Below are 21,365 nucleotides of genomic sequence, written 5' to 3' on the forward strand. Positions count from 1 at the left end.
GGGTGGGCGGGTATGCCACGCGAGGCGTCCGCAGGCGGTGTCGTCATCCGGGAGAGTGCCGGCCACTGGGAGGTGGCCGTCATCCGTCCCCATGGCCGCACCTTGTGGGCGCTCCCCAAAGGGCACGTGGACCCAGGTGAGTCGCCGGAGCAGACGGCGAGCCGCGAGGTGCGTGAGGAGACGGGGCTGTCCGTGTCGCTCATGGCCCCGCTGGGCGAGATTCGCTACGTGTACCAGTTCCGCGGACAGCGCATCTTCAAGCGCGTCCACTTCTTCCTGTTCCGCTATCAGGAGGGAGAGCTGGGGCCGCTGCCGGGGCCGCGCATCGAAGTGGACGAGGTGCGCTGGGTGCCGGTCGTTCAACTGGTGCCGCTGCTGGGCTACAAAGGAGAGAAGGCCGTTGCCTCGCGGGCGGTGCGCTGGTTGCGCTCCCAGGGCCTGCTCCCCGAAGCCCCCTCCCCGGCGAGCGTTGCCGGGAAGGAAGGGGGCTGAAGCGCACCGCGGGGACTACTTGGGCTCGTCGCCCTGGTACTTGCCGGACAGCGCCTCGCGCACGTCACGGTCGAACTTCACGCGGCCGGTGGCCACCTCGCGCAGGGACAGCACGGGGGGCTTGTTCTTGGACTGATCAAGGATGGGGCGGGCACCCGCCATCAGCTGCCGCGCGCGCTTGGCGCCGAGCAGCACCAGCGCGAACCGGTTGTCGACGAGGGGGAGGCAGTCTTCGACGGTAACGCGAGCCATGGAACGTCCTTCGGATTTCGGTGGGGCTACTGGAAGCCTCTGAACCTAAAGAGCACCCCCCGGCGAGTCAAGGAAGGACGCACCGGAGGGCGGCCGGGCGGACAGGCGCTTTCAGCTCAGGTGTACCACCAGGCCCAGAGGATGAGGACCGCCTGCAGGGGCAGCCGCAGCCAGAGCAGGGCCGGGGGGATTTTCCGGAACCGCTCCGGGTGCCGCACCATGTGGAGGTTGGCCGGGAAGACAACGATGAACAGGGCGATGAGGCCCCAGGCGGCCAGCCGGCTCGTCTGGGGGATGACCAGGCCCACGCCCAGCAGCACCTCCGCCACGCCGCTCCAGAACACCAGCGGCCCGTGAAACGGCAGGTACGGGGGCATGATGCGCTGGTACATGCGCGGGTTGCGGAAGTGGTTCAGCCCCGCGCCCACCATCAGCAGGGCGAGCACGTACTGAAGCACGAGCTTCACGCCGCTCAAGTGGACGCGAACGCCTCGCCGACGATGGCGCGCGCCTCTTGGAGGATGGCTTGGAGGTGGGCTTCGTCTCGGAAGCTCTCCGCGTAGATTTTGTAGACGTCCTCGGTGCCGGAGGGCCGCGCGGCGAACCAGCCGTTCTCCGCCACCACCTTGAGCCCGCCGATGTCCGCGTTGTTGCCGGGCGCGCGCGTGAGGCGCTGGAGGATGGGCTCACCGGCCAGCGTGGTGGCCTTCACCGCCTCCGGGGACAGCTTCTTCAGCGCGGCCTTCTGCGCGGCGGTGGCCGGCTGGTCGATGCGCGTGTAGTGCGGCGCGCCGAACTTCGCCGCCAGGGCCTGGTAGTGCTCGCCGGGGTCCTTCCCGGTGCGCGCGAGCAGTTCCACCGCCAGCAGGTCCAGGATGATGCCGTCCTTGTCCGTGGTCCACACCGTGCCGTCCTTGCGGAGGAAGGACGCGCCGGCGCTCTCCTCGCCGCCGAAGCCGAGCGAGCCGTCCAGCAGCCCGTCCACGAACCACTTGAAGCCCACCGGCACCTCGACGACGCGGCGGCCCAAATCCGTCGCCACGCGGTCGATGAGGCTGCTGCTCACCAGCGTCTTGCCCACCGCGGTGCCGGGCTTCCAGCCGGGCCGGTTGCGATAGAGGTAGTCGATGGCGACCGCCAGGTAGTGGTTCGGGTTCATCAGCCCCAGGCTGCGGGTGACGATGCCGTGCCGGTCCGAGTCCGCGTCGTTGCCAAACGCGATGTCATACGCGTCCTTGAGCCGCACCAGGTTCGCCATGGCATACGGGGACGAGCAGTCCATGCGAATCTTCCCGTCGTGGTCCAGCGGCATGAACCGGAACGTCGGGTCCACCGTGGGGTTCACCACGTGCAGGTTCAGCCCATAGCGCGCGGCGATGGGCTCCCAGTACGCGACGTTGGAGCCGCCGAGCGGGTCCGCGCCGATGCGCAGCTTCGCGCCGCGCAGGGCCTCCATGTCGATGACGCTGCCCAGGTCCTCCACGTACGGGGTGATGAAGTCATACGGCTTCACCGTGGGCGCGGTGCGCGCGCGCTCGAAAGGGATGCGCTGCACGCCCGCGTTGCCCGCGCCCAGCAGCGCGTTGGCGCGCTTCTCGATGACGGAGGTGACGTTCGTGTCCGCGGGGCCGCCGTTGGGCGGGTTGTACTTGATGCCACCGTCTTCCGGCGGGTTGTGGGACGGGGTGATGACGATGCCGTCCGCGAGCCCCGCGGTGCGGCCGCGGTTGTACGTGAGGATGGCGTGGGAGATGACGGGCGTGGGCGTGGCGCCGTCCGTGAAGCGCACCTGCACGCCGTTCGCCGCCAGCACCTCCAGCGCCGTCTGCTGCGCGGGGGTGGAGAGGGCATGGGTGTCCATGCCCAGGAAGAGCGGGCCGTTGATGCCCTGCTGCTGGCGGTACTCGCAGATGGCCTGCGTCACCGCGACGATGTGGCCTTCGTTGAAGCTGTTTCGCGCGGAGGAGCCACGGTGCCCGGAGGTGCCGAAGGCGACGCGCTGCTCCGCCACGCCCACGTCGGGCCGGCCGGAGAAGTACGCGGCGCGCAGCTTCTCGGGGTCGATGAGGAGGTCTTCCGGTGGGGGCTTGCCAGCGAGCGGGTGTGCCATGGCCGCGGAACATAGCCATGCCGCGCGGAGGAAGGCGCGACGATTCTGGCGAGCGTGCACCGCGTTACACCCGGGCCGTGCCGGCCCCGGGATTCCGGCGGTGATTCAGCGGGCCGCGGCCACCACGCTGGATGAGGACCCTCCCTGGGGCTCGGGCTCCGGGGCCTCGTCGGCCGGAGCGGCCGCGTCCTCCGGGAGGAACGCGAGCAGCACCAGCGCGGGCACGGCGAGCAGCACGGTGCCGGCGAAGAAGGTGGGCCAGCCGAGCCATTCGGCCAGGTAGCCGGAGGAGGCGGAGATGAGGCGGTTGGCCACCGTGCCCAGCGCGGACAGGAGCGCGTACTGCGTGGCGCTGAAGCTCTTGTGGCACAGCGACATCAGGTAGGCGGCGAAGGCCGTCACGGCCAGGCCGCCGCAGAGGTTGTCCACGGTGATGGTGGCCGCCAGCATCAGGTCGTTCTTCCCCACCAGCGCCAGCCCCATGAACATCAGGTTGGTGAGGGCCTGCGCCGCGCCGAAGATGAAGAGGCTGCGTCGCGTGCCCAGCTTCACCATCACCACGCCGGCCAGCAGTCCACCCGCGATGGTGGACACCATGCCCAGGCCCTTGCTGAGCGCGCCAATCTCCGTGTTGGAGAAGCCCAGCTCCTTGTAGAAGGGCGTCACCATGCCGGCGGCGATGGCGTCTCCCAGCTTGTAGAGCACCAGGAAGAGGATGACGGCGACGGCGCCCTTGCGCGTGAAGTACTCCACGAAGGGCTTCACCACCGCGTCCGTCAAGTTGCGCGGCGGCTTCGAGCCCTGGGGCTCCGGGGCCAGGAGCGTGGCCACCACGCCCACGGCCATCAGCAGGCCCATGATGAAGTACGTCTGGGACCAGCCGGTGAGGTCCGACAGCGTCAGGGCCAGGGCGCCCGCGGTGAGCATGCCCAGGCGGTAGCCGGTGATGTACGTGGAGTTGCCGAGCCCGCGCTCCTCCACGGGGAGGATGTCCGTGCGCCACGCGTCCGCGACGATGTCCTGGCTGGCGGAAAGGAACGTCACCAGCACCGCCAGGGCGGCCATGCTCACCGGCGCGTCCTTGGGATTCACCAGGCCCATGGCGGCAATGGCCCCCATGAGCAGCACCTGCGTCACCAGCATCCACCCGCGCCGCCGGCCCAGGAAGGGCAGGGTGTAGCGGTCCATCAACGGCGCCCAGAGCACCTTGAAGGTGTACGGCATGCTCACGAGGCTGAAGACGCCAATCGTCTTCAAGTTGACGCCTTCGTCCTTCATCCACGCCGACAGCGTGACGCCTGTCAGCCACAGGGGCAGGCCGGAGGCGAAACCAACGGCGACGAGCAGCCAGATGCGCCGGCTCTTGAGCACTTCGAGGATGGAGGGCTTGGACATGGAGGACTGCGGCCAGCATAGAGAATCCACCCCGCGCGTCACCATCCATGCGCGGGAATGTCCGCTCGGCTGCCTAGCCGTCCAGCGCGGAGAAGTCCGGGCAGGTGGCGCGCTCGCCCTCGGTGGGATTGAAGAAGTCCCAGCTGCGCGCCGTGAAGGTGACGCGGCCCTGGCCGTCCCAGCACTCGGTGTACTTCGCGCCCCGGATGTCGCCGCTCAGCACGTCCAGCACCGCCATGCCCCGGCCGTCCGGGGCCCAGCGCGTCGTCAGGCTCAGGTCCTCCAGCAGCCCGCCCGGCACCAGGTCCTGCCCGGGCATCAGGAACTGCATCTCCCCCAGGCTGTCCTGGGCCTCGCGGTACGTGTACCGCGCCACGGGGAAGGCGCCGTCCCTGGGCGTGAAGGCCAGCTCCACCCGGGTGGGCAGCGCCTTCGTCTGGTAGTGGATGTCCAGCCGCCGGAGCGCCGCCACGTCGTTGGTGGGCAGGCCCTCCTGCCGCGCCCGCTCCACGTCCAGGTGGAGGTTGCCCACGCCCTTGCGGATGCCGGCGTCCGCTTCGAAGGTGCCGCCCAGGAAGGCCCACCACCCGGCCTCGCCCGCGCCCGTCTTCCGGTACTCGAGCCGGTAGTCGAAGCTCAGCGCCGCGCGCGTCATCACGAAGCGGACGTCATGGCCCGCGTGGCGCGGGTCCCGGTAGGGCCCCCACACCCGACGGTCCGGCTCGCGCGTCGTCGGGGGCTGGCTCCGGATGTCCTCCAACAGGGAGAGGAGGGCGTCCACGCTCGCGTTGAAGGCGCGCCCTGTCTCCTCCGTGTCGCCCATCAGCTTGGAGGGCTCGCCCAGGCGCACCACCAGCGCGGAGGGCCGTGTCGCCAGCCCACCGCCCGAGCGCCCCGCGCTCTTCGCGGGCAGCTTCGCGGCCAGGTCCTCGCGCAGCGGCAGCGCGTTGAGGAACTCCAGGTCGTCGTTGGAGAAGTCGCCGCCGCACGCGGCCAGCGCCAGGCACAGACAGGCCACCATGACGTTTCGCATCGCGTGCTCCTTCATGGCTGGTACGTCACCAGCGCGCCCAGCTCCCAGAAACCCAATGAGCGTTGCGCATCGACGTTGTAGAGCAGGTAGTGGGTCCGGGCTCGCGCCGTGAGGTGCAGCCGGGACAGGGGACTCCAGCGGATGCCCGCCACCAGTCCGGGCGAGAACATGGCGAACTGCTGGTCTGGGAGGGCTTCGTCCTCGAAGTCGCGGCGCATGATGAGCCACGCCATCCGCGCGCCCAGGAAGGGCGCCACGCGGCCCATGGGCCACTCGGACGTCAGGGACGTGCCCACGCTCGTCATCGAGTAGCGGTACCCCGGGCCCGTCAGCGTCGGGAGCATCAGCACCGCCCGCCGGCTGCCCATGGCCACGTCCAACCCCCAGACCCAGTCTCGGCGGAAGTAGTCGTGGAGTTGGGCCTCCGCGCCCACCATCCCCACCGACAGGAACAGCGAGTCGCGCGTGGGCGCGTCGAAGTAGGACTGCACGCCGCCCGCCAGCCCCAGCGTCCACCACGCGCCATCCGCGCGCGGGCCGCCCTTCACCGGGTCGTCGGAGAAGGGCGCGTCCTGGAGCCGCGCCTCGTGCAGCACCGCCTGATGGCCCCTTCGCACCTCCACCTCGCCGATGCGCAGCCGGTCCGGGAGCCGGCGCTTCACGCGGTAGGTGCCCGGCGCCAGCGCCACGCGCCGCTCCACGTCCGCCGCCTTGTCCAGCTCCGCCACGACGAGGCCACCCGGGTCCACGAAGTAGTAGGTGCCCACCGGCGCCGCGCCCGGGACGATGAGCCCTCCGCCGCTGGCGCGCAGGTCCGTGAGGACCAGGTCTCCGTTGCCCGCCAGGTCGTAGCTGAACGTCGGATGCTGCGGCCCCGCGCTGCTGGCCGCCGTGTCCGCCACCGTGCGGGCATAGGCGTGGGAGTACGCCTCGAAGAGCGTCACCCGGCCGTCGCCGCTGCGGTCCGCGTCCCCCAGCAGCCCGCTGGCCAGGTGGTGTGAGAAGTAGCTGCCCGCCAGCGCGTCCGACTCCTGCGAGTCCTCGTCCGCCGCGCTGGACGTGAGGATGACCAGCCCGCGCGCGTCGCGGCTCGCCCCCGACTCGATGTCGAACGCCGGGGCCCGCCGCGCGCCCTTGGTGCGCGTCATCGCGCCGGAGCGGCATGAATCCAGGACGGCGATGCGGATGTCCGAGGAGGCCTCCGCGAGCCGGCGCTTGAGGTCGTCGAACCCCAGCCGCGTGTCCCCCAGCCGCAGCGCGCCGTCCTTGGCGTGGCCGGAGTAGTAGACGAACAGCGCGGTGCGCTCGCCTCTTGCCCGGGCCGCGCGGGCGCGCTGCTCCAGCTCCGCCAGGGCCGCCAGGAAGTCCCGCGCGTCTTCGTTCAGCAGCAGCTTCGCGTCCACGGGCGCCACGCCGCCCAGGCGGAGCAGGAGCGCGTGCATCTTCCGGGCGTCGTCCCGGGCGAAGCGAAGCGGACGCGTGTCGGCGCCGCCCTGGTCATTGCCGGCCACCAGCGCGAAGCGGCGCAGCGTGTCCGCGTCCGCGGCGGAGGCCGCCAGGGCGAGCACCAGCGCCAGGGCGCGCGTGAGGCAGGACGAGCGGCTCATGGCTTCTGCAGCACCCAGTGTGTCTGCGCTCCAGGGACTTCCAGCTCGGCCATCCGCCCGACGTCGCCATCCGCCTGGGCAAAGGCGCGCCGGGCGGCTTCCACCAGCGTCTCCTGGGGCAGGGGCTCGTCGCTGAGCACCACGATGACGCGCTCCGCTCCGGAGCCGGTGAACTCCCAACCTCCGGGCAGCCAGTGCAGCCGGCTGCCGGGGGCCACGGGCGCGCTGGCCCCGTCCTCCGGATGCAGCGGCGTCACCTCGCCAATGGCGTCCACCGACAGCGCGGCCACGTAGCGGTGCGCTCCCGCCTTGTAGCCCAGCATCACCCGCTCACCCGGGTCTATCGCTTCGGGCCTGCCCGGAATGGCCTCCCGCTGCGGGCCCAGCCCCCCGCCGATGCGCAGCTCCGCCGTCGCGCCGCCCTTGAGGCGGTTGAGCCCCACGGTGTTTCTGGACTCGGCGCTGGAGCCCAGGAGCGGGCGCACCAGCACCACGACCAGCAGGGACGCGGCAATGGCCACCGTCGTCGCCACCCAGCGGCGCGGCGGCGGCCGGGCGGCGTCCTGCCGCCGTCGCAGGGCCTGCTCCACGCCGGCCTCGAAGCGCTCGAAGGGGACGTCCGCCTCGAACCGCGCCTGGGCTTCGTGGATGCCGCGCAGGGCCTGGGCGCAGGCCTCGCACGAGGCCGCATGGGCCTGGACGCGGGCGGCCTCGGTGGCGGTCAGCTCTCCGGCGCTCAGCCGGCGCAGCGTCCATTCCGATTCGTGCGCGCTCATGGGACCTTCAGCTCCTCTCCGCCCAGCGCCGCGAAGTGCTCCAGCCGCTTGCGGATGGTGGGCACCGAGCGGCCCAGCAGCGTGGCCACTTCTTCCAGCGTCATTCCATCGACGTGGTAGTGGATGGCGGCCGCCTGCGTCTCCACGTCCACGCGCGCCAGCAGCCGGCGCACCAGGTCCCGCGTCTCCATGGCCTCCTGTCCGCCATGGCCTTCGGGACGGGCGGCGGCGTCCCGTTCGAACCACTGCCGCCAGCCGGCGCGCTCACCGCGGAGCTGGTTGAGGCAGTGGTGGGTGGCAATCTTCATCAGCCACGTCAGCGGCGAGGACTCCGCGCGGAAGTCCTCGCCGTGCGTGAGGGCGCGGGCGAACACGTCGTGCATCGCATCCTCCGCCTTCGCCGCGTCCTTCAACAGGTAGCGGCAGCGCCCCAGCACGCTGCCGCCATGTTTCATATACAACTCCCGCAGGAAGGCCCGCCGGTCCTGTTTCGGACCGCCTGGAATCACCTGGAGGAGTGGCCGGCTCGTTCCCGTCACACGGCGCAGACTACCGCGTGCGTCACAGCGTGGAGTAGACGGCGGCGCTGAAGTTTCCGCAGGCGCTCAGCTCGCCATAACCCAGGACCGGATTGACGCTGATGGCGAAGTAGGCGCTCAGGAAGTTGCTGTCCCAGCATTCACTCAGCGTGGCCTCACCGAACAGGTCCCCGCCTGACAGCTTGATGTCCGCGCGACCCGAGCCCGTCGCCTCCCAGCGGCTCTTGATGGCCAGGTTCTCCAGCGCCGCGCGGCGCGGGTCCGTGTCGATGTCCTTGCGGATGACGAAGTCCAGCTCGCCGCCCGCGCCGTCGCCCTGCTTGAAGCGGTAGACGGCGTCCACGCGGGTGTCCGGGCGCTCCTCGTCGCGAATCTGGTGGAGGTCCGCCGCCACGGAGGACTCCGCCGCTCCGGCGACGCGCGCGTAGCGAATCTCCGCGGTGCCCACGTCGTCGCCCGTGGCGCCGGGCAGCGTGCTCGCCCGGTCCCAGTCGATGAGGAACTCACCGGAGCCGTGGCCCGCGACGCGCTCACCGTCAGCGTTCACCGAGGCGGTGTGCGCGCCGGAGAGGAAGGCCACGAAGGCGCTGTCCGCCTCGTTCTTGTCCTGGCCCTCCAGGACCCAGGTGTAGCTGTGGTCGCCCGTGCGGGTGACGGTCAGCCGCCACGCCACCGCGTCGAGCGGGCCGGCATGGGGGCCCCACACGGCCACGTCTCCATTGATGGAGGTGGGGACGTGCTGGACGATGTCCTCGATGAGGTTGAGCACGCCCACCGTGCCGAGGTTGAAGGTGGCCGCCGCCGCCACCGTCGCCCGGTAGTACTCCGCCTGTTCGCCTTCACCGTAGAAGGCCGTCAGCCCCTGCCCGTTGTTCCGGGAGGGCGAGCGCATCTCCACCATCTCCTTGGAGGGCAGCCCGTCCCGGAAGGCGTCTTCGTCGCTCGTCGCGTTGTCACAACCCGTCATCAGCAGGGCGGCACACAGCAGGCTCTTGCGCAGCATGGTTCACGTTCCCTTCAAACGGCCCCCGGCGGGCCGTGCAGCAGCGTGTCTGCCTTCATGGACACAGCTCGGCCGGAAAACGGAAAAGGCGCCCGCTCGGTGCGCGAAACGTCCGGAATCACGATGTTTGTAGGTTGGCTGCCCGCTCCCCAGGCATCTATTCCGCGCCGGCGGACGTCCGAATTTCTCCGTCCCTACCTTTCGGCCATGGAAAAGAGACACCCCAACCATCCCGGCGAGATGGGTACGGACGCGCAGCTGGCCGAGCATGAGCGGGCCCCGGACGAAATCAACGCCCGGGCCCGGGCCGTCGGGCTGCTCAAAGACGCAGGGGTGCCCTTCGTCGTGGGGGGGGCCTACGCCTATGCGACGTACACCGGCATCTACCGCGACACGAAGGACTTGGACCTCTTCCCCCGGAAGGCGGACGCGCTCCGGGCGCTGCAGGTCCTGGAGAAGGACGGCTGGCGCACCGAGCGCGCGGACGAGGTCTGGCTCTACAAGGCCTTCAAGGGCGACTACTTCGTCGACTTCATCTTCTCCTCCGGCAACGGCGTGGCGGTGGTGGACGACGCGTGGTTCGAACACGCCCCGCGCGCCACCATCTTCGGGCACGAGTGTCTGGTGGCCCCCGCGGAGGAGATGATCTGGTCCAAGGCCTTCGTCAACGAGCGCGAGCGGTATGATGGCGCGGACGTGAACCACCTGCTGCTGAAGGCGGGCCGGAACATGGACTGGGAGCGGATGTTGCGCCGCTTCGACCGGTACTGGGAGGTCCTGCTCAGCCACCTCATGATGTTCCGCTTCGCCTATCCGTCCGAGCGGGACGCCATCCCCGAATGGGTGATGGCGGAGCTGATGAGTCGCACGCTGCACACCCTGCGCGAGGGGCGCTGGGAAGAGAAGCTGTGCCGCGGCAACCTGATTTCCCGCGTGAACTATCACGTGGACATCCACCACTGGGGCTTCGGTGACGGGAGGTCCTGGGACGAAATCGAACGACAGCGGGAGGACGAGAGTGGCGCGCGATCCGGGCTCGAAAATTCGGTTGGCGGCGGTCGGTGACCTGCACTGCCGGGAGGACCACCACGGCCGCTTCCGGCACCTGGTCAAGCAGGTGAACGCCACGGCGGACCTGCTCGTGTTGTGCGGCGACCTCACGGACCGCGGGATGATTGAAGAGGGCAAGGTGCTGGCGGAGGAGCTGTCCGCGCTCCGCGTCCCCTGCGCGGCGGTGCTGGGCAACCACGACTACGAGCACAACCAGGTGAAGGAGATCTGCGGCGAGCTGGCCAAGGTCGGCGTCCACATCTTGGATGGAGACCACTTCATCTTCGAGAAGGTGCTGGGCGTGGCGGGCGTGAAGGGGTTTGGCGGCGGCTTCGGCAACGCGACGCTCCAGGCCTTCGGCGAGGGCCAGACGAAGGGCTTCGTGCAGGAGGCCGTCACGGAGTCGCTCAAGCTGGAGGCCGCGCTGAGCCACCTCGACATGGAGAAGAAGGTGGTCATCATGCACTACGCCCCGGTGCCGGAGACCCTGGAGGGGGAGAACATCGAGATTCGCCCCTTCCTGGGCACCAGCCGCCTGTCCATGCCCATTGACCACTATGGCGCGGAGGCGGTGTTCCACGGCCACGCGCACCACGGCGCCCGCAGCGGGAAGACGAAGAGCGGCATCCCCGTCTACAACGTGGCCATGCCCCTGCTGGCGAAGCACACTCCGGACCAGCGGTATGTGTTGCTGGAGGTGTAGGCCCCCCGCGGCGCGGCGCGGGGGCGTCACTCAGTCTCTCAATGGAGGGCGCTCAGGGCGCCTGCTCCGTCTTCGCGGGCGGCTTCGGCGCGTCGGGGGCCGGCGCTGCTTCCAACAAGTCCTCGGGCCGGGTGGGCAACGTCAGGCGTGACTCGGGCACCTTGAGGACGTCGGGGCCAGCGCCGCGGGCGTAGAGCGTGCCGGGCTCGTCGGGCACTTCAGTGCCCAGCCAGAGCCGCGCCAGCTCACGTCCATCCGAGTCCAACAGCACGGCGCCGGGCGAGTCCGCCGTCACGCCATACCGAGCCCAATTCTTGGGGTTCGTCTCGCTAGAGCCCGTCGCCTTCAGCCCTTCCAGCGCGCGCAGCAGCGAGGCGAGCTTGAAGTGCTGTGCCTTGCCCCGCCGCGGGGACTCCATGTCCCAGTGTCCGGCGCCTTCGGTGGCTTCCGACGTGTTCACCACGGTGATGGCGGGCGCGCCACCGCCCGGGTGGAACACGATGCGGCGGACGTCCTGGCGCCGGAACTCCAGCACGCGCCGGTCCTTCAGCTCCCGGGCGCTCACGTCCAGCACGCCGAGGGCGTCCTCGGGCACCTCGCCCAGCACGGCTTGCGTCCCCTGTTCGCGCAACGCATAGGCGCGCGCGGCGCCGTCGTCCGTCACGCGGGACATCCGCACCCGCACCGGCTCGCCCGGGCCGCCGGTGAAGCGGGCGTCCACCACCGGCGTCTCCAGCCCCAACCGCTTCCGTGTCTCTGGTGTGTCTTCGGGGAAGGAGAGTGCCCGCTGCTCCACCAAGGCCTTCACCAGGTCCGCGACACGCGTCGCGTTCGCGTTGGCGGCCAGCGGGGAGACCAGCCGCCAGCCCGTGCCGTCCGCGTCCCGCGTCAGTTGATACGCACCCTGCGGCGCCTTCACGTCGATGCGCTTCAGCGCACGCGCGTCCAGGGGCGCCAGGAGGTCCTTGGCGCGCAGGGCGAAGGTGTCCCGGTCCAGGGCCCAGCGCACCGTGCCCGCGGCGGAGTGGACCGCCGGCTCCGCGTCACGGCGCACGTAGACGGAGCCGTCGTAGGTGTTCTCCTTGCCACCGTGCAGCGTCACCGTGCGCTGGCGGGCGGGGTCCTTCGCCCCTTGGCCCTGCGCGTCTGGCACATAGGCCCGGGCCGTGACGGTGAAGAGGGGCGGCTTCAGGCCATACGCGTCCAGGTCGGCGTCGGTGGGCGCCTCCTTCACGGTGGCGCTGAAGCTCGAAGACGCCAGCGTGCCGAGGATGGACTCCACCACGGCCGCCTCCGCGCGCGCGGCCACGGGCGCCGTCACCTTCCACGTGCCGTCCTGCTCGCGAACCAGCTCCGTGGTGGCGCCCCGAGCCCTCACCGTCAGGTGGGTGAAGACGGGCTTCGCGGGCGCTCCTTCGTCCTGACCGCGCGTCTCCTCCGTCCCCGTGACGAAGAGGCGCTGCTGGGCGTCGGCGCTCCGCCGGGCCTCGCTCGCGTCGGACGCCTTCTCCCCGGGACAGGCCGCGAGCCCCAGGCCCGCCGTGACGACGGTGAGGGTGCTCCACCGCCACCTTCCTCCACGCGGCGTCACTTGTTGCGCCTCGACAGCCAGATGGCCAGGCCCACGCCCAGCAGCGTCAATGGCATGAGGTCGGTGGCGAAGAAGCGGATGCGGCTGAGCGCCGCCGCGTCCAGCTCCAGCGTGGAGACCTCGCGGTCCGGCGGGCGGATGGTGACCTTCGTGAGCTGGTTGGACGCCCAGCCCAGCGCGTTCATCACCAGGTTGCGGTTGGGCTCATGGCCCCAATTCGGGTCCAGGAGCAGCTCCGAGTCCCCCATCACCACCAGGCGCGCTTCATCAAAGCGCTTGCCCGGCGAGGCCTGGGTATCACGCGTCACGGCGGCCACCAGCACCAACTGGCCCGTCTTCTCGCCATCCGAAGGCACCGCGTTCTCCTCCGGCGTGCTCTCCACCCAGCCATGCTGCGACGTGAGGACCACCGGCTGCACCTGGACGCCCGGCGCCATCCCCATGCGCAGCAGGCTCAGGCTGCGCGGGGTGGGGAACTCCACGTTGAGTCCCCGCTGGTGCAGCGGCTTGCCAATCTCGTGGTCGCTGTAGAAGAGCGACAGCACCACGAAGGGGTTGCCGCTGTTGTACTGCGCGTCCGCGACGATGCCCTCGTCCACCTGCACGCCGTGCTCGGCCAGCAGTCCGTCCAGGCCGTCACGCAGGCCGGCGTCAGCGAAGTAGAGCATGCGTCCACCAGAGGCGAGGTAGCGCTGGAGCACCTCCTTCTCCGGCGCGGTGTAGGGCGCCCGGGCCCCCGCGATGATGACCAGCGCGGCGTCCCGTGGCACGGCTTGGACACCCGCGAGGTTCAGCGGTTCCGCGGTGTAGCCCTCCTGGAGCAGCTGCCGCCGGAGCTCGGACAGGCTGGCGCCCGGGTCATTGGGCGGCGCCTGCTCCTTGTCCAGTGGCCACTCCCCGTGGCCGGTGACGAAATACACCTTTTGGGTGCCCACCGCGTTCAGCTTGAGGACCGCGTGCGTCAGCTCCTGCTCGGACACGGTGGCGAGCAGCGTGTGCGTGGCGTGCTCGCCCTCGCCGCGTACCAGCACCACCGCCGTCTGGCCCTCACGCACCTGGTACTTCGCGGCCAGGTCCGGGCCGCGGCGCGGGTCCTTGAAGGTGTACTCGAACTTCCCCGGCGCTTCGGCGTGGTAGAGCGCGAAGAGCGCTTCCAGCTGGGCGTACTGGGCATGTGCCGGGGTGATGAACGCGATGGCGCGCACCGGGTCCGAAATCGCGGCCAGCGTGGACACCGTCTGCGGCGCCAGCGTGTGGATGCGCGCCTGCGTCAAATCCCAGCGCCGGTTCTGCTTGAAGGCCAGGTAGTTCACCGCCACCAGCCCGGCGAACACGCCCAGCGTGGTGAGCACCGTGGTGGCGAAGAAGCTGCTGGCGCGGCGGGTGGCGAACTGGCCGAACTGCCGGTAGTTCGTCGCGCCGTAGATGCCCACCAGCACCAGGCCCGCGCCGGCCTTCACGGCGGCGGTGACGGCGCTGTCTGAGGTGACCAGCAGGGTGAACGGACTCGACAGGAGCAGCAGCAGTCCGAACGCGCCCAGGACCTTGCCGGCGTTGGCGGCCTTCATGTCAGGCCCACCGCTGCGCACCCACCGCGCGGTGGGTGAGGAAGAGCGAGAAGCCGATGACGGAGGCGAAGAACACCAGCGACTGTGCGTCCAGCACGCCCTTGAGCATCCCCTGCAACTGGAGGTCACAGGCGACGTAGGACAGCGCGGAGCGCAGCGGCTCCTCCGCGCGCCGGGCCACCTGGCCCAGCAGCATCCACGCCAGCAGGACACAGAAGGTGAGGAAGGCCGCCAGCATCTGGCTCTCCGTCAGCGCGGAGATGAACAGGCCCACGGCCATGCAGGTGGCGCCCCACAGCAGCAGCGCGCCGTAGCCCAGCAGGACGGTGGACCACTCCAGCGCCGGCCCGGACTCGCTGTGGCCCAGCGCGGACAGCAGCAGCGGGAAGACGAGCGTGAGCGCCAGCGTGGCCCAGATGACGCCCAGGCCGCCCAGGTACTTGCCCAGCACGATTTCAATGGGCCGCACCGGAGCCGTCATCAGCAGCTCGAAGGTGCGGTTGCGCTTCTCCTCCGCGAACAGCCGCATGGACAGGAACGGCGCGACGACCAGGGTGATGACCAGGACGCTGCCCCACAGCTCCACCACCACCCCGTCCGTGAGGTTGCGGTACATGTTGAAGTCCGGGGACATCTGCGCCCAGCCCACCCGGCGCGCCACGCCCTGGACGTCGTTGAACGCCTGCAGCAGGTCCGTGAAGTAGAAGGCCGTCAGCGCCGCCATCGCCGTGAAGACGGCGTAGGCCCACGGCGTGGTGAAGGAGATGGACAGTTCCTTGCGGGCAATCGCCAGGGCGGTGCGCATGGAGGCAGGGTCCTTGAAAGGGGGCCGCGCTCAGGCGGCGGTCAGCTTGATGAAGACTTCTTCCAGCGACGCGCTCTCCGCCTGCCCGTGGATGCGGGCCAGCTGGGAGATGTCGTCGTACGCGGCCATCTTTCCCTGGTGGATGATGAGCACCTTCTGGCACGTCATCGTGACCTCCGGGAGGATGTGCGTGGAGAGGATGACGGTGTGCTTGCCGGCCAGGCCCTTGATGAGGGCGCGAAGCTCGGCGCGCTGCGCGGGGTCCAGGCCCTCGGTGGGCTCGTCCAGGATGAGCACCGGCGGTGAGCCGAGCAGCGCCTGGGCGATTCCCACGCGCTGCTTGTAGCCCTTGGACAGGTTTTGGATGACGCGGTCCATGACGTGCGTCACCCCCATGAGGGTGGCCACCCGCTCCAGCTCGGCCTTGAGGGCGCTCCCCGACAGCCCCTTCAGCGAGGCCACGAAGCGCAGGTAGCCGCGCACCGTCATCTCCACGTAGAGCGGCGGCTGCTCCGGCAGGTAGCCGATGCGGCGCTTCACCTCCAGCGGCTGCGCTTCGACGTCATGGCCCCCGACGCGGACCACCCCCTCCGACGGCGGGAGGAAGCCGGTGAGGATTTTCATGGTGGTGGACTTGCCCGCCCCGTTGGGGCCGAGGAACCCGAGAATCTCACCCGCCTCGACCTGGAAGGTGAGGTCGTCCACGGCCACCCGCTCTCGGTATCGCTTGGTGAGGTGCTGGACCTCGATCATCGGCATGGGCGCGGTATTAAACCCGACATTGGCGTGTCAAGGCGACACCGACTGCGTGTGTGGGCGTCGTCCAGCGGCTGGCCGGACTTCTGCAGGAGGCCCACGCGTGTGGTTTTCCGGACACACCGAACAGGGGTAGTGAGTCGAATCATGCCAATCGTGGTCCAGAAGTACGGCGGCTCGTCGGTCGCCGGCGTGGAGAAGCTCCGCAAGGTCGCCCAGCGGGTGAAGGACAAGCGCGAGGCGGGCTATCAGGTGGTGGTGGTGGTGAGCGCCATGGGCGACACCACGGACGAGTTGCTGGCGCTGGCCAAGGGCGTCTCGGCGGACCCGCCGCGCCGCGAGCTGGACATGCTGCTCACCTGTGGCGAGCGCATCTCCATGGCGCTGCTCTCCATGGCGCTCCAGGAGCTGGACGTGCCGGCCATCAGCTTCACCGGCAGCCAGAGCGGCATCATCACCACGGACGCGCACGCGCAGGCCCGCATCGTGGAGGTGCGTCCGTACCGCATCCACGACGAACTGGCACGGGGCAAGGTCGTCATCGTCGCGGGCTACCAGGGCGTCTCCTTCAAGAAGGAAGTGACGACGCTGGGGCGCGGCGGCTCGGACACGACGGCGGTGGCGCTGGCGGCGGCGCTGGACGCGGAGGCGTGTGAAATCTACTCGGACGTGGACGGCGTGTTCAGCGCGGACCCCCGCGTGGTGCCGGACGCGCGCAAGCTGGAGTCGCTGAGCTACGACGAGATGCAGGAGCTGGCGAGCGCGGGCGCCAAGGTGCTCAACGCGCAGGCGGTGGAGTGGGCCAAGGCCCGGGGCATCACCATCCTCGCGCGCACCGCGCACGGCCAGGGAACGGGCACGGCGGTCCAGGAGCTGGCTGTCCCCACAGACAGCCGGCTCAAGGGCGTCACCGCCGACGCGGAGATGGCCGTGCTGTCCGCCGCGGAGCCCATCCGCCTGCCCGAGCTGCTGGAGTTCCTGGACGCGCGCGCCGTCCGCGGGCGGACGCTGGACTTCGAGGGCCCGGCGGGCGGGCCGCGCCGGACGGTCATCACCGTGCCCCTGGCGGACATCCATGGTTCGGATGCGCTGCGCCGGGAGCTGGCCACGCGCTTCGGTGACGGGGTGTCCTGGCGCGAGGACCTGGGCACCGTCACCTGCGTGGGCGTGGGGTTGAACGCGGACTGGGCGCCGCTGCGCCGCGCGCTGGCCGCCGCCGAGGAGCTGGGGGCGCACGTCCACGCGGCCCATACGTCGCCTTTGCAACTGACGCTGCTGGTGGACAAAGCCCACCTGAAGGCGCTCACGGCCCGGCTGCACCGGGAGCTCCTGGGAGGGTAGGCCGTTTCCCGCCCTGGGCTTTTGTCCGGGTGATCCATCCCAATTCATTGCTCCCAGGAGGGCACCCGCTTCCCTCCAGAGTGTTCGTGCCTACCCTCCGGTCCATTAGCCGTGGCGTGGAGGAACGGGATGGCTCAGGCAGGCCGTTGGGCGGGCTGGGTGTGCGGGCTTGCGCTCGTGTTCGGTGGCAGTGGCTGTGAGGAGGCGGCCGTGCGCCCGGTGATACCGGGTGACAAACACGACACGCCTCCGCTGAACGACGGCTATGACGGCGGCGACGGTGCGCCGCATCCGGGCCTCATCGACGCGGGGGGGCCGGACGCCGGCTCCGAAGAGCCCGAGCCTCCCGACGCGGGCCCGGTGCAGCCGCCGCCGCGAGACGCGGACGCCGTGCGCGAGGAGAACCGCCGCCCGGGGACCACGGCGTGGCGCATCACCCGCAACGCCCACAGCCGGGAAATCGAAGGCTACGCGCTGAAGGCCACGCTGACGCAGGGTGAGACGCTGCGCGTCGCGGTGTCGGTGTCCGAGGCCCGGAGCTTCCGCTGGTACGTGTACCGGATGGGGCACTACGGCGGTGCGGGCGCGCGCGAGCTGGCGCGCGGTGGCCCGGTGCCCGGCGTGCGCCAGGGCGACTGTCCCGCGGACCGCGCCACGGGCGTGGTCGCCTGTCGCTGGGCGCCCACGCTGGAGCTTCCCGTCGGTGAAGACTGGGTGCGCGGCGTGTACGTGGTGAAGCTGGTGCGCGAGGACAACCACCAGCGCTACGTGCCCTTCTTCGTGCGGGACGCGAACCCGCGCGCCGAGGTGGCCGTCCTCATCCCCACCGCCACCTGGGCCGCCTACAACACCTGGGGCGGCACCAGCCTCTATGACGACCGCGACCGGGTGATGCGCGAGCACGGCGTCAGCCGCGCCTTCCGGGTGTCCTATGACCGGCCCAACTACCGCGGCCATGGCAGCGGCCACCTGCTGACGGACGACCTGAGCCTGGTTCAGTGGTTGGAGTCGCAGGACCTGGACGTGGGCTACTTCACCGACGAGGACCTGGACGCCAGCTACGACTTCCTGGCCGGCGCCAAGGCCTTCTTCATGTCGGGCCACGACGAGTACTGGAGCCCGCGCATCCGCGCGCACGCGGACCGGGCGGTGGCGGAGGGCCGGTCGCTGCTCAACCTGGGCGCGAACAACGCGTACTGGCAGGTGCAGATGGAGCCGTCCCAGGACGGCCGGCCGCGGCGCATCATCGCCTGCTACAAGGGCCACGCGAACGACCCGTACACGGGCGCGCAGCGCACGGTGAAGTTCCGCGAGCGCGTCGTGGGCCGTCCGGAGAACGCGCTCCTGGGCGTGCAGTTCTCCGCCCGCTGGCACCAGTTCGGCTTCCCCGCCGTCATCACCCACCCGGGGCACTGGGCGCTGGCGGGCTCGGGGCTGAAGGCCGGTGACACGCTGTGGATGGCCAACGGCTACGAAGTGGACCAGCTGGTGGGCAACGGGAGCTCGCCGGAGGGCCTGGAGGTGCTGGCCGAGTCCCCGCTGTTGTCGCTCCAGGGCGCCTTCGGCTTCGGCCACATGGTGCTGCGCAAGCAGGGCGACGCCTACATCTTCTCCTCCGGAGGCATCGACTTCGTGCGCACGCTGGCCTCCGAGGACATGGCGGACCCGCGCGCGGCCCGCATCGTCGCGAACGTGCTCTACAAGGCGCTGGGCCGGCCGGTGCCCGACACACTGGTGCGCTTCGAGCGGCAGAACGTGTCGGGCCCCCAGGGGCCCTCCGCGGCCGAGGTCCGCACGGTGGCGGGCATTCCCGGGCAGCGTGTCCGCGCCGGTGTCCCCGTGGCGGGCAACTCGCTGGGGGCGCCCACCGCGGTGGCCCTGCTGCCGGATGGGAGCCTGGTGGTGGCGGACGGCCTGGGCAACGCGGTGAAGCGCGTGACGCCGGAGGGCGAGGTGAAGACGGTGGCCTCTGGCCTCAATGGACCCATGGGCATCGCCGCGGACGCCGCGGGCAACGTGTACGTGGCCGATACCGACCACTACGTCATCCGCCGCATCGACCCGGAAGGGACGGTGGAGGTGTTCGCGGGCGGGACGCCGGGGCTGATGGACGGCCCCGCGAAGCAGGCGGCCTTCAACCAGCCCACGGGCCTGGCGGTGACGCCGGATGGCACCGCGCTGCTGGTGGCGGACATGAACAACGGCGTGATTCGCCGCATCGACCTGGTGGAGGAGGGCCACCCGGTGACGACGCTGCAGGGTGACTGGCTCTACCGGCCCTCGGGCGTGGCGGTGAGCGCGGATGGGAGCACGCTGTTCGTCGTCGAGTCCGGCATGTCCCGCGTGGTGCGCATCCGCGACGGGCTCACGTCGGTGGTGGCGGGAACGACGCCGGGCTTCCGTGACGGCGCGCCGGAGTCGTCCCAGTTCCTGCCGTACCTGGGCATCGCGGTGCTGAAGGATGGCTCGCTCGCGGTGGCGGACCCGGGCAACTACCGCGTGCGCCGCGTCGTCCTGAACGCGGACGGCAGCGCGCGCAAGGTGACGACGCTTGCCGGCAGCGGGCGCTACGGCCACGCGGACGGGCCGGGGGACAAGGCGGAGCTCGTCCTCCCGGCCGGCCTGACGGTGGGGCCGGACGGCCGCCTCTACGTGGCGGACGCCGGCAATTCGCTGGTGCGCGCGATTACTCCATGAGCGCGGCGGTGGCGGCCTCGGGGCAGTCCGACTCCACCGCGCCGATGTCCGGCGCGGCGCCGCAGTAGGGCAGCCCCAGGTCCATGCCCCGGTCCACCGCGCGCTCGCCGGGCATCAGCAGGTCCAGGTCCACCAGCGGCTCGCCGCTCTCATCCGAGTCCAGCTCCACGCCGTTCGACAGCCAGTGGGCCAGCGTGCTGCCCTCCCAGTCGCTCTGCGGGGCGATGAAGATGCCCGTGTTGAACGCGGCGCCGGCCAGGTAGAGGTTGGACGTCATGCTGAGGCCGGGGGCGGACAGGCCCATGCTGACGGCGTTGCGCGTGGCGAACACGTTGTTGCGCACCGCGATGTTGGTGGACGGCCCCCCGGTGCCGTGGCCCACCACGAAGGCGAAGCCGTCCGTCCCCACCACCGTGTTGTGCAGCACGCGCACGTCGCTGCCGTTCTCGATGCGGATGCCGGAGCCCTCGGGCGCCTTCAAGTCGTGGATGCGGTTGCGGCGGATGGAGACGTTGGTGGGCGGCGCGCCCACGCGGTTGCCACCCACGGCGATGCCCAGCGACGCGTCCGAGATGTCGTTGTCCTCGATGACGACGTTGCGCGCGGAGTAGTGCACCACCACGGCCTCGCCACGGGACGAAGAGGACTTCTCGAAGCCGTACATGCGGTTGCCGCGCACGACGACGTCGTGGCACGTCTTGAGGTCCACCGCGTTCTCCCGGTTGTCGTACATGTCGTTGTCCTCGATGAGGACGCCGCGCGCCGGGGTGTTGTTGCTGAAGCCCTCGGGGCCCAGGCACTGCACCGAGTCACCCGAGTTGTCGTGGATGTCGTTGCCCCGCACGGTGATGTCCACCGACGTGGGCGCGATGACGACGCCGTGCGAGTCGTCGTCGCCCCGCGCGAAGTGGTGGATGTGGTTGTTCTCGATGGTGATGCCGTTGGCGCCCGCGTCGGTGCTGATACCGCTGCCGAACGCGCCGTGGTGCAGCTCGTTGTCCGCGAGCACGGTGCCGGTGGTGTTTCCGGAGAACGTCACGGCGACCTGGCGCTGACCTCGGACGTCGAACTCGAAGCCCTCGATGCGCCAGTGGGGCCGCTGTACGTGGGCCATGAACCAGCCGCTGCCGGTGGGAACGACCTTGGGCGAATCCTCGCCGCGCAGGGTGATGGGGGCCTCGGCGGTGCCGGCCTTGGCGCTGGCGTTGATGACGAGCTTCTCTTCGTAGGTGCCCTTCTGGACGCGGATGATTTCCCCCGGGCCCACCAGCGTCAGGGCCTTGGAGATGGTGCGCAGCGGCTCTTCACGCGAGCCCTTCGCCGAGTCATCCCCGGACGGGCTGACGTACCACTGCTTCGCGTAGGCGGGCGGCTCCGGGGCCTGCGGCCCGGGGCGGGAGGCGGCTGCTCCGCGACGGGCGGGTCGTCATCGTCATCGCCGTCGTGGCCGGAGGCGTCGTCGTTGTCGTTCTGCGGCGTGGGCGTCGGCAGGTTGGGGGCCGAGGGCTGCCGCGAGCCCGGATAGCTGGGCAGGCGGCTCGAATCGGACGCCGGAGCGGGCGCCTGCGCGCCGTTGGAGCAGGCGACGCCACCCACGGACACGAGTCCGAGGAGGCACAAGCTGCGCAGTCGGGACATGGGGGTCGG

19 protein-coding genes are annotated in these 21,365 nt (G+C 70.5%); 5 read left to right on the forward strand and 14 right to left on the reverse strand.

The features are described 5' to 3' along the window. The first annotated feature begins 12 nt into the window (after positions 1 to 12). Positions 13 to 492, forward strand: coding sequence for an NUDIX hydrolase (locus HV824_RS16385; protein ID WP_176408973.1), 480 nt, complete (start codon positions 13 to 15; stop codon positions 490 to 492). A gap of 15 nt (positions 493 to 507) precedes the next feature. On the opposite strand, the gene rpoZ is transcribed toward HV824_RS16385, so the two are convergent. From rpoZ to HV824_RS16430, 9 genes are all read right to left on the reverse strand, one after another. Continuing rightward, positions 508 to 744, reverse strand: a complete 237-nt coding sequence (rpoZ, locus tag HV824_RS16390; RefSeq protein WP_163780601.1) for a DNA-directed RNA polymerase subunit omega — start codon at positions 742 to 744, stop codon at positions 508 to 510. A gap of 116 nt (positions 745 to 860) precedes the next feature. Then, positions 861 to 1,211 (reverse strand): DoxX family protein, encoded by a 351-nt coding sequence (locus HV824_RS16395; protein WP_368670871.1) that lies wholly within the window; start codon positions 1,209 to 1,211, stop codon positions 861 to 863. Between the two features lie 5 nt (positions 1,212 to 1,216). Continuing rightward, entirely contained in the window at positions 1,217 to 2,854 is a 1,638-nt protein-coding gene (gene pgm / locus HV824_RS16400; protein WP_176423695.1) for a phosphoglucomutase (alpha-D-glucose-1,6-bisphosphate-dependent), read from the reverse strand. 105 nt (positions 2,855 to 2,959) lie between these two features. Beyond that, complete coding sequence (locus HV824_RS16405) at positions 2,960 to 4,249, reverse strand: AmpG family muropeptide MFS transporter (RefSeq protein ID WP_176423696.1); 1,290 nt, start codon at positions 4,247 to 4,249, stop codon at positions 2,960 to 2,962. A 73-nt stretch (positions 4,250 to 4,322) separates the two neighbouring features. Beyond that, positions 4,323 to 5,282, reverse strand: coding sequence for a hypothetical protein (locus tag HV824_RS16410; protein WP_255208089.1), 960 nt, complete (start codon positions 5,280 to 5,282; stop codon positions 4,323 to 4,325). A gap of 11 nt (positions 5,283 to 5,293) precedes the next feature. Next, on the reverse strand, positions 5,294 to 6,889 hold the full coding sequence (locus tag HV824_RS16415; RefSeq protein ID WP_176423697.1) for a caspase family protein: 1,596 nt from the start codon (positions 6,887 to 6,889) through the stop codon (positions 5,294 to 5,296). Continuing rightward, a complete protein-coding gene (locus HV824_RS16420) occupies positions 6,886 to 7,665 on the reverse strand; it encodes a zf-HC2 domain-containing protein (RefSeq protein ID WP_176423698.1) in 780 nt (259 codons plus the stop codon). Before HV824_RS16420 ends, HV824_RS16415 begins: the two co-directional genes overlap by 4 nt. Beyond that, positions 7,662 to 8,204 carry a sigma-70 family RNA polymerase sigma factor gene (locus tag HV824_RS16425; RefSeq protein ID WP_176416485.1) on the reverse strand — a complete coding sequence of 181 codons (543 nt, stop codon included), beginning with the start codon at positions 8,202 to 8,204 and terminating at the stop codon, positions 7,662 to 7,664. Before HV824_RS16425 ends, HV824_RS16420 begins: the two co-directional genes overlap by 4 nt. A 22-nt stretch (positions 8,205 to 8,226) precedes the next feature. Further along, complete coding sequence (locus HV824_RS16430) at positions 8,227 to 9,207, reverse strand: hypothetical protein (RefSeq protein ID WP_176423699.1); 981 nt, start codon at positions 9,205 to 9,207, stop codon at positions 8,227 to 8,229. 240 nt (positions 9,208 to 9,447) lie between these two features. On the opposite strand from HV824_RS16430, the gene HV824_RS16435 reads away from it, so the two are divergent. Then, the gene (locus tag HV824_RS16435; RefSeq protein ID WP_176423707.1) at positions 9,448 to 10,272 is read left to right on the forward strand and encodes a nucleotidyltransferase; all 825 of its coding nucleotides are present in this window, start codon (positions 9,448 to 9,450) and stop codon (positions 10,270 to 10,272) included. After that, positions 10,256 to 10,960, forward strand: a complete 705-nt coding sequence (locus HV824_RS16440) for a metallophosphoesterase (RefSeq protein ID WP_163780618.1) — start codon at positions 10,256 to 10,258, stop codon at positions 10,958 to 10,960. Before HV824_RS16435 ends, HV824_RS16440 begins: the two co-directional genes overlap by 17 nt. A gap of 52 nt (positions 10,961 to 11,012) precedes the next feature. On the opposite strand, the gene HV824_RS16445 is transcribed toward HV824_RS16440, so the two are convergent. From HV824_RS16445 to HV824_RS16460, 4 genes are read right to left on the reverse strand one after another with little or no spacing between them, the layout of a single operon-like run. Then, entirely contained in the window at positions 11,013 to 12,551 is a 1,539-nt protein-coding gene (locus HV824_RS16445; RefSeq protein ID WP_176423700.1) for a DUF4340 domain-containing protein, read from the reverse strand. Then, positions 12,548 to 14,119 carry a GldG family protein gene (locus HV824_RS16450; protein ID WP_176423701.1) on the reverse strand — a complete coding sequence of 524 codons (1,572 nt, stop codon included), beginning with the start codon at positions 14,117 to 14,119 and terminating at the stop codon, positions 12,548 to 12,550. Before HV824_RS16450 ends, HV824_RS16445 begins: the two co-directional genes overlap by 4 nt. 1 nt (position 14,120) lies before the next feature. Further along, the gene (locus HV824_RS16455; RefSeq protein ID WP_176416489.1) at positions 14,121 to 14,924 is read right to left on the reverse strand and encodes an ABC transporter permease; all 804 of its coding nucleotides are present in this window, start codon (positions 14,922 to 14,924) and stop codon (positions 14,121 to 14,123) included. Between the two features lie 30 nt (positions 14,925 to 14,954). Beyond that, on the reverse strand, positions 14,955 to 15,677 hold the full coding sequence (locus HV824_RS16460) for an ABC transporter ATP-binding protein (protein WP_176416567.1): 723 nt from the start codon (positions 15,675 to 15,677) through the stop codon (positions 14,955 to 14,957). Positions 15,678 to 15,827: 150 nt separating this feature from the next. Here HV824_RS16460 and HV824_RS16465 point away from each other — a divergent pair, with 150 nt between their 5' ends. Both HV824_RS16465 and HV824_RS16470 read left to right on the forward strand, forming a co-directional pair. Further along, the gene (locus HV824_RS16465; RefSeq protein ID WP_176416490.1) at positions 15,828 to 17,021 is read left to right on the forward strand and encodes an aspartate kinase; all 1,194 of its coding nucleotides are present in this window, start codon (positions 15,828 to 15,830) and stop codon (positions 17,019 to 17,021) included. 129 nt (positions 17,022 to 17,150) lie between these two features. After that, positions 17,151 to 19,718, forward strand: a complete 2,568-nt coding sequence (locus HV824_RS16470; RefSeq protein WP_176416491.1) for a N,N-dimethylformamidase beta subunit family domain-containing protein — start codon at positions 17,151 to 17,153, stop codon at positions 19,716 to 19,718. On the opposite strand, the gene HV824_RS16475 is transcribed toward HV824_RS16470, so the two are convergent. Further along, positions 19,708 to 21,015, reverse strand: a complete 1,308-nt coding sequence (locus tag HV824_RS16475) for a nitrous oxide reductase family maturation protein NosD (RefSeq protein WP_306465605.1) — start codon at positions 21,013 to 21,015, stop codon at positions 19,708 to 19,710. The genes HV824_RS16470 and HV824_RS16475 overlap by 11 nt on opposite strands. Between the last annotated feature and the right edge of the window lie 350 nt (positions 21,016 to 21,365).

This window comes from Myxococcus sp. AM009, assembly GCF_013372605.1.
GTDB classification, from domain to species: domain Bacteria; phylum Myxococcota; class Myxococcia; order Myxococcales; family Myxococcaceae; genus Myxococcus; species Myxococcus vastator.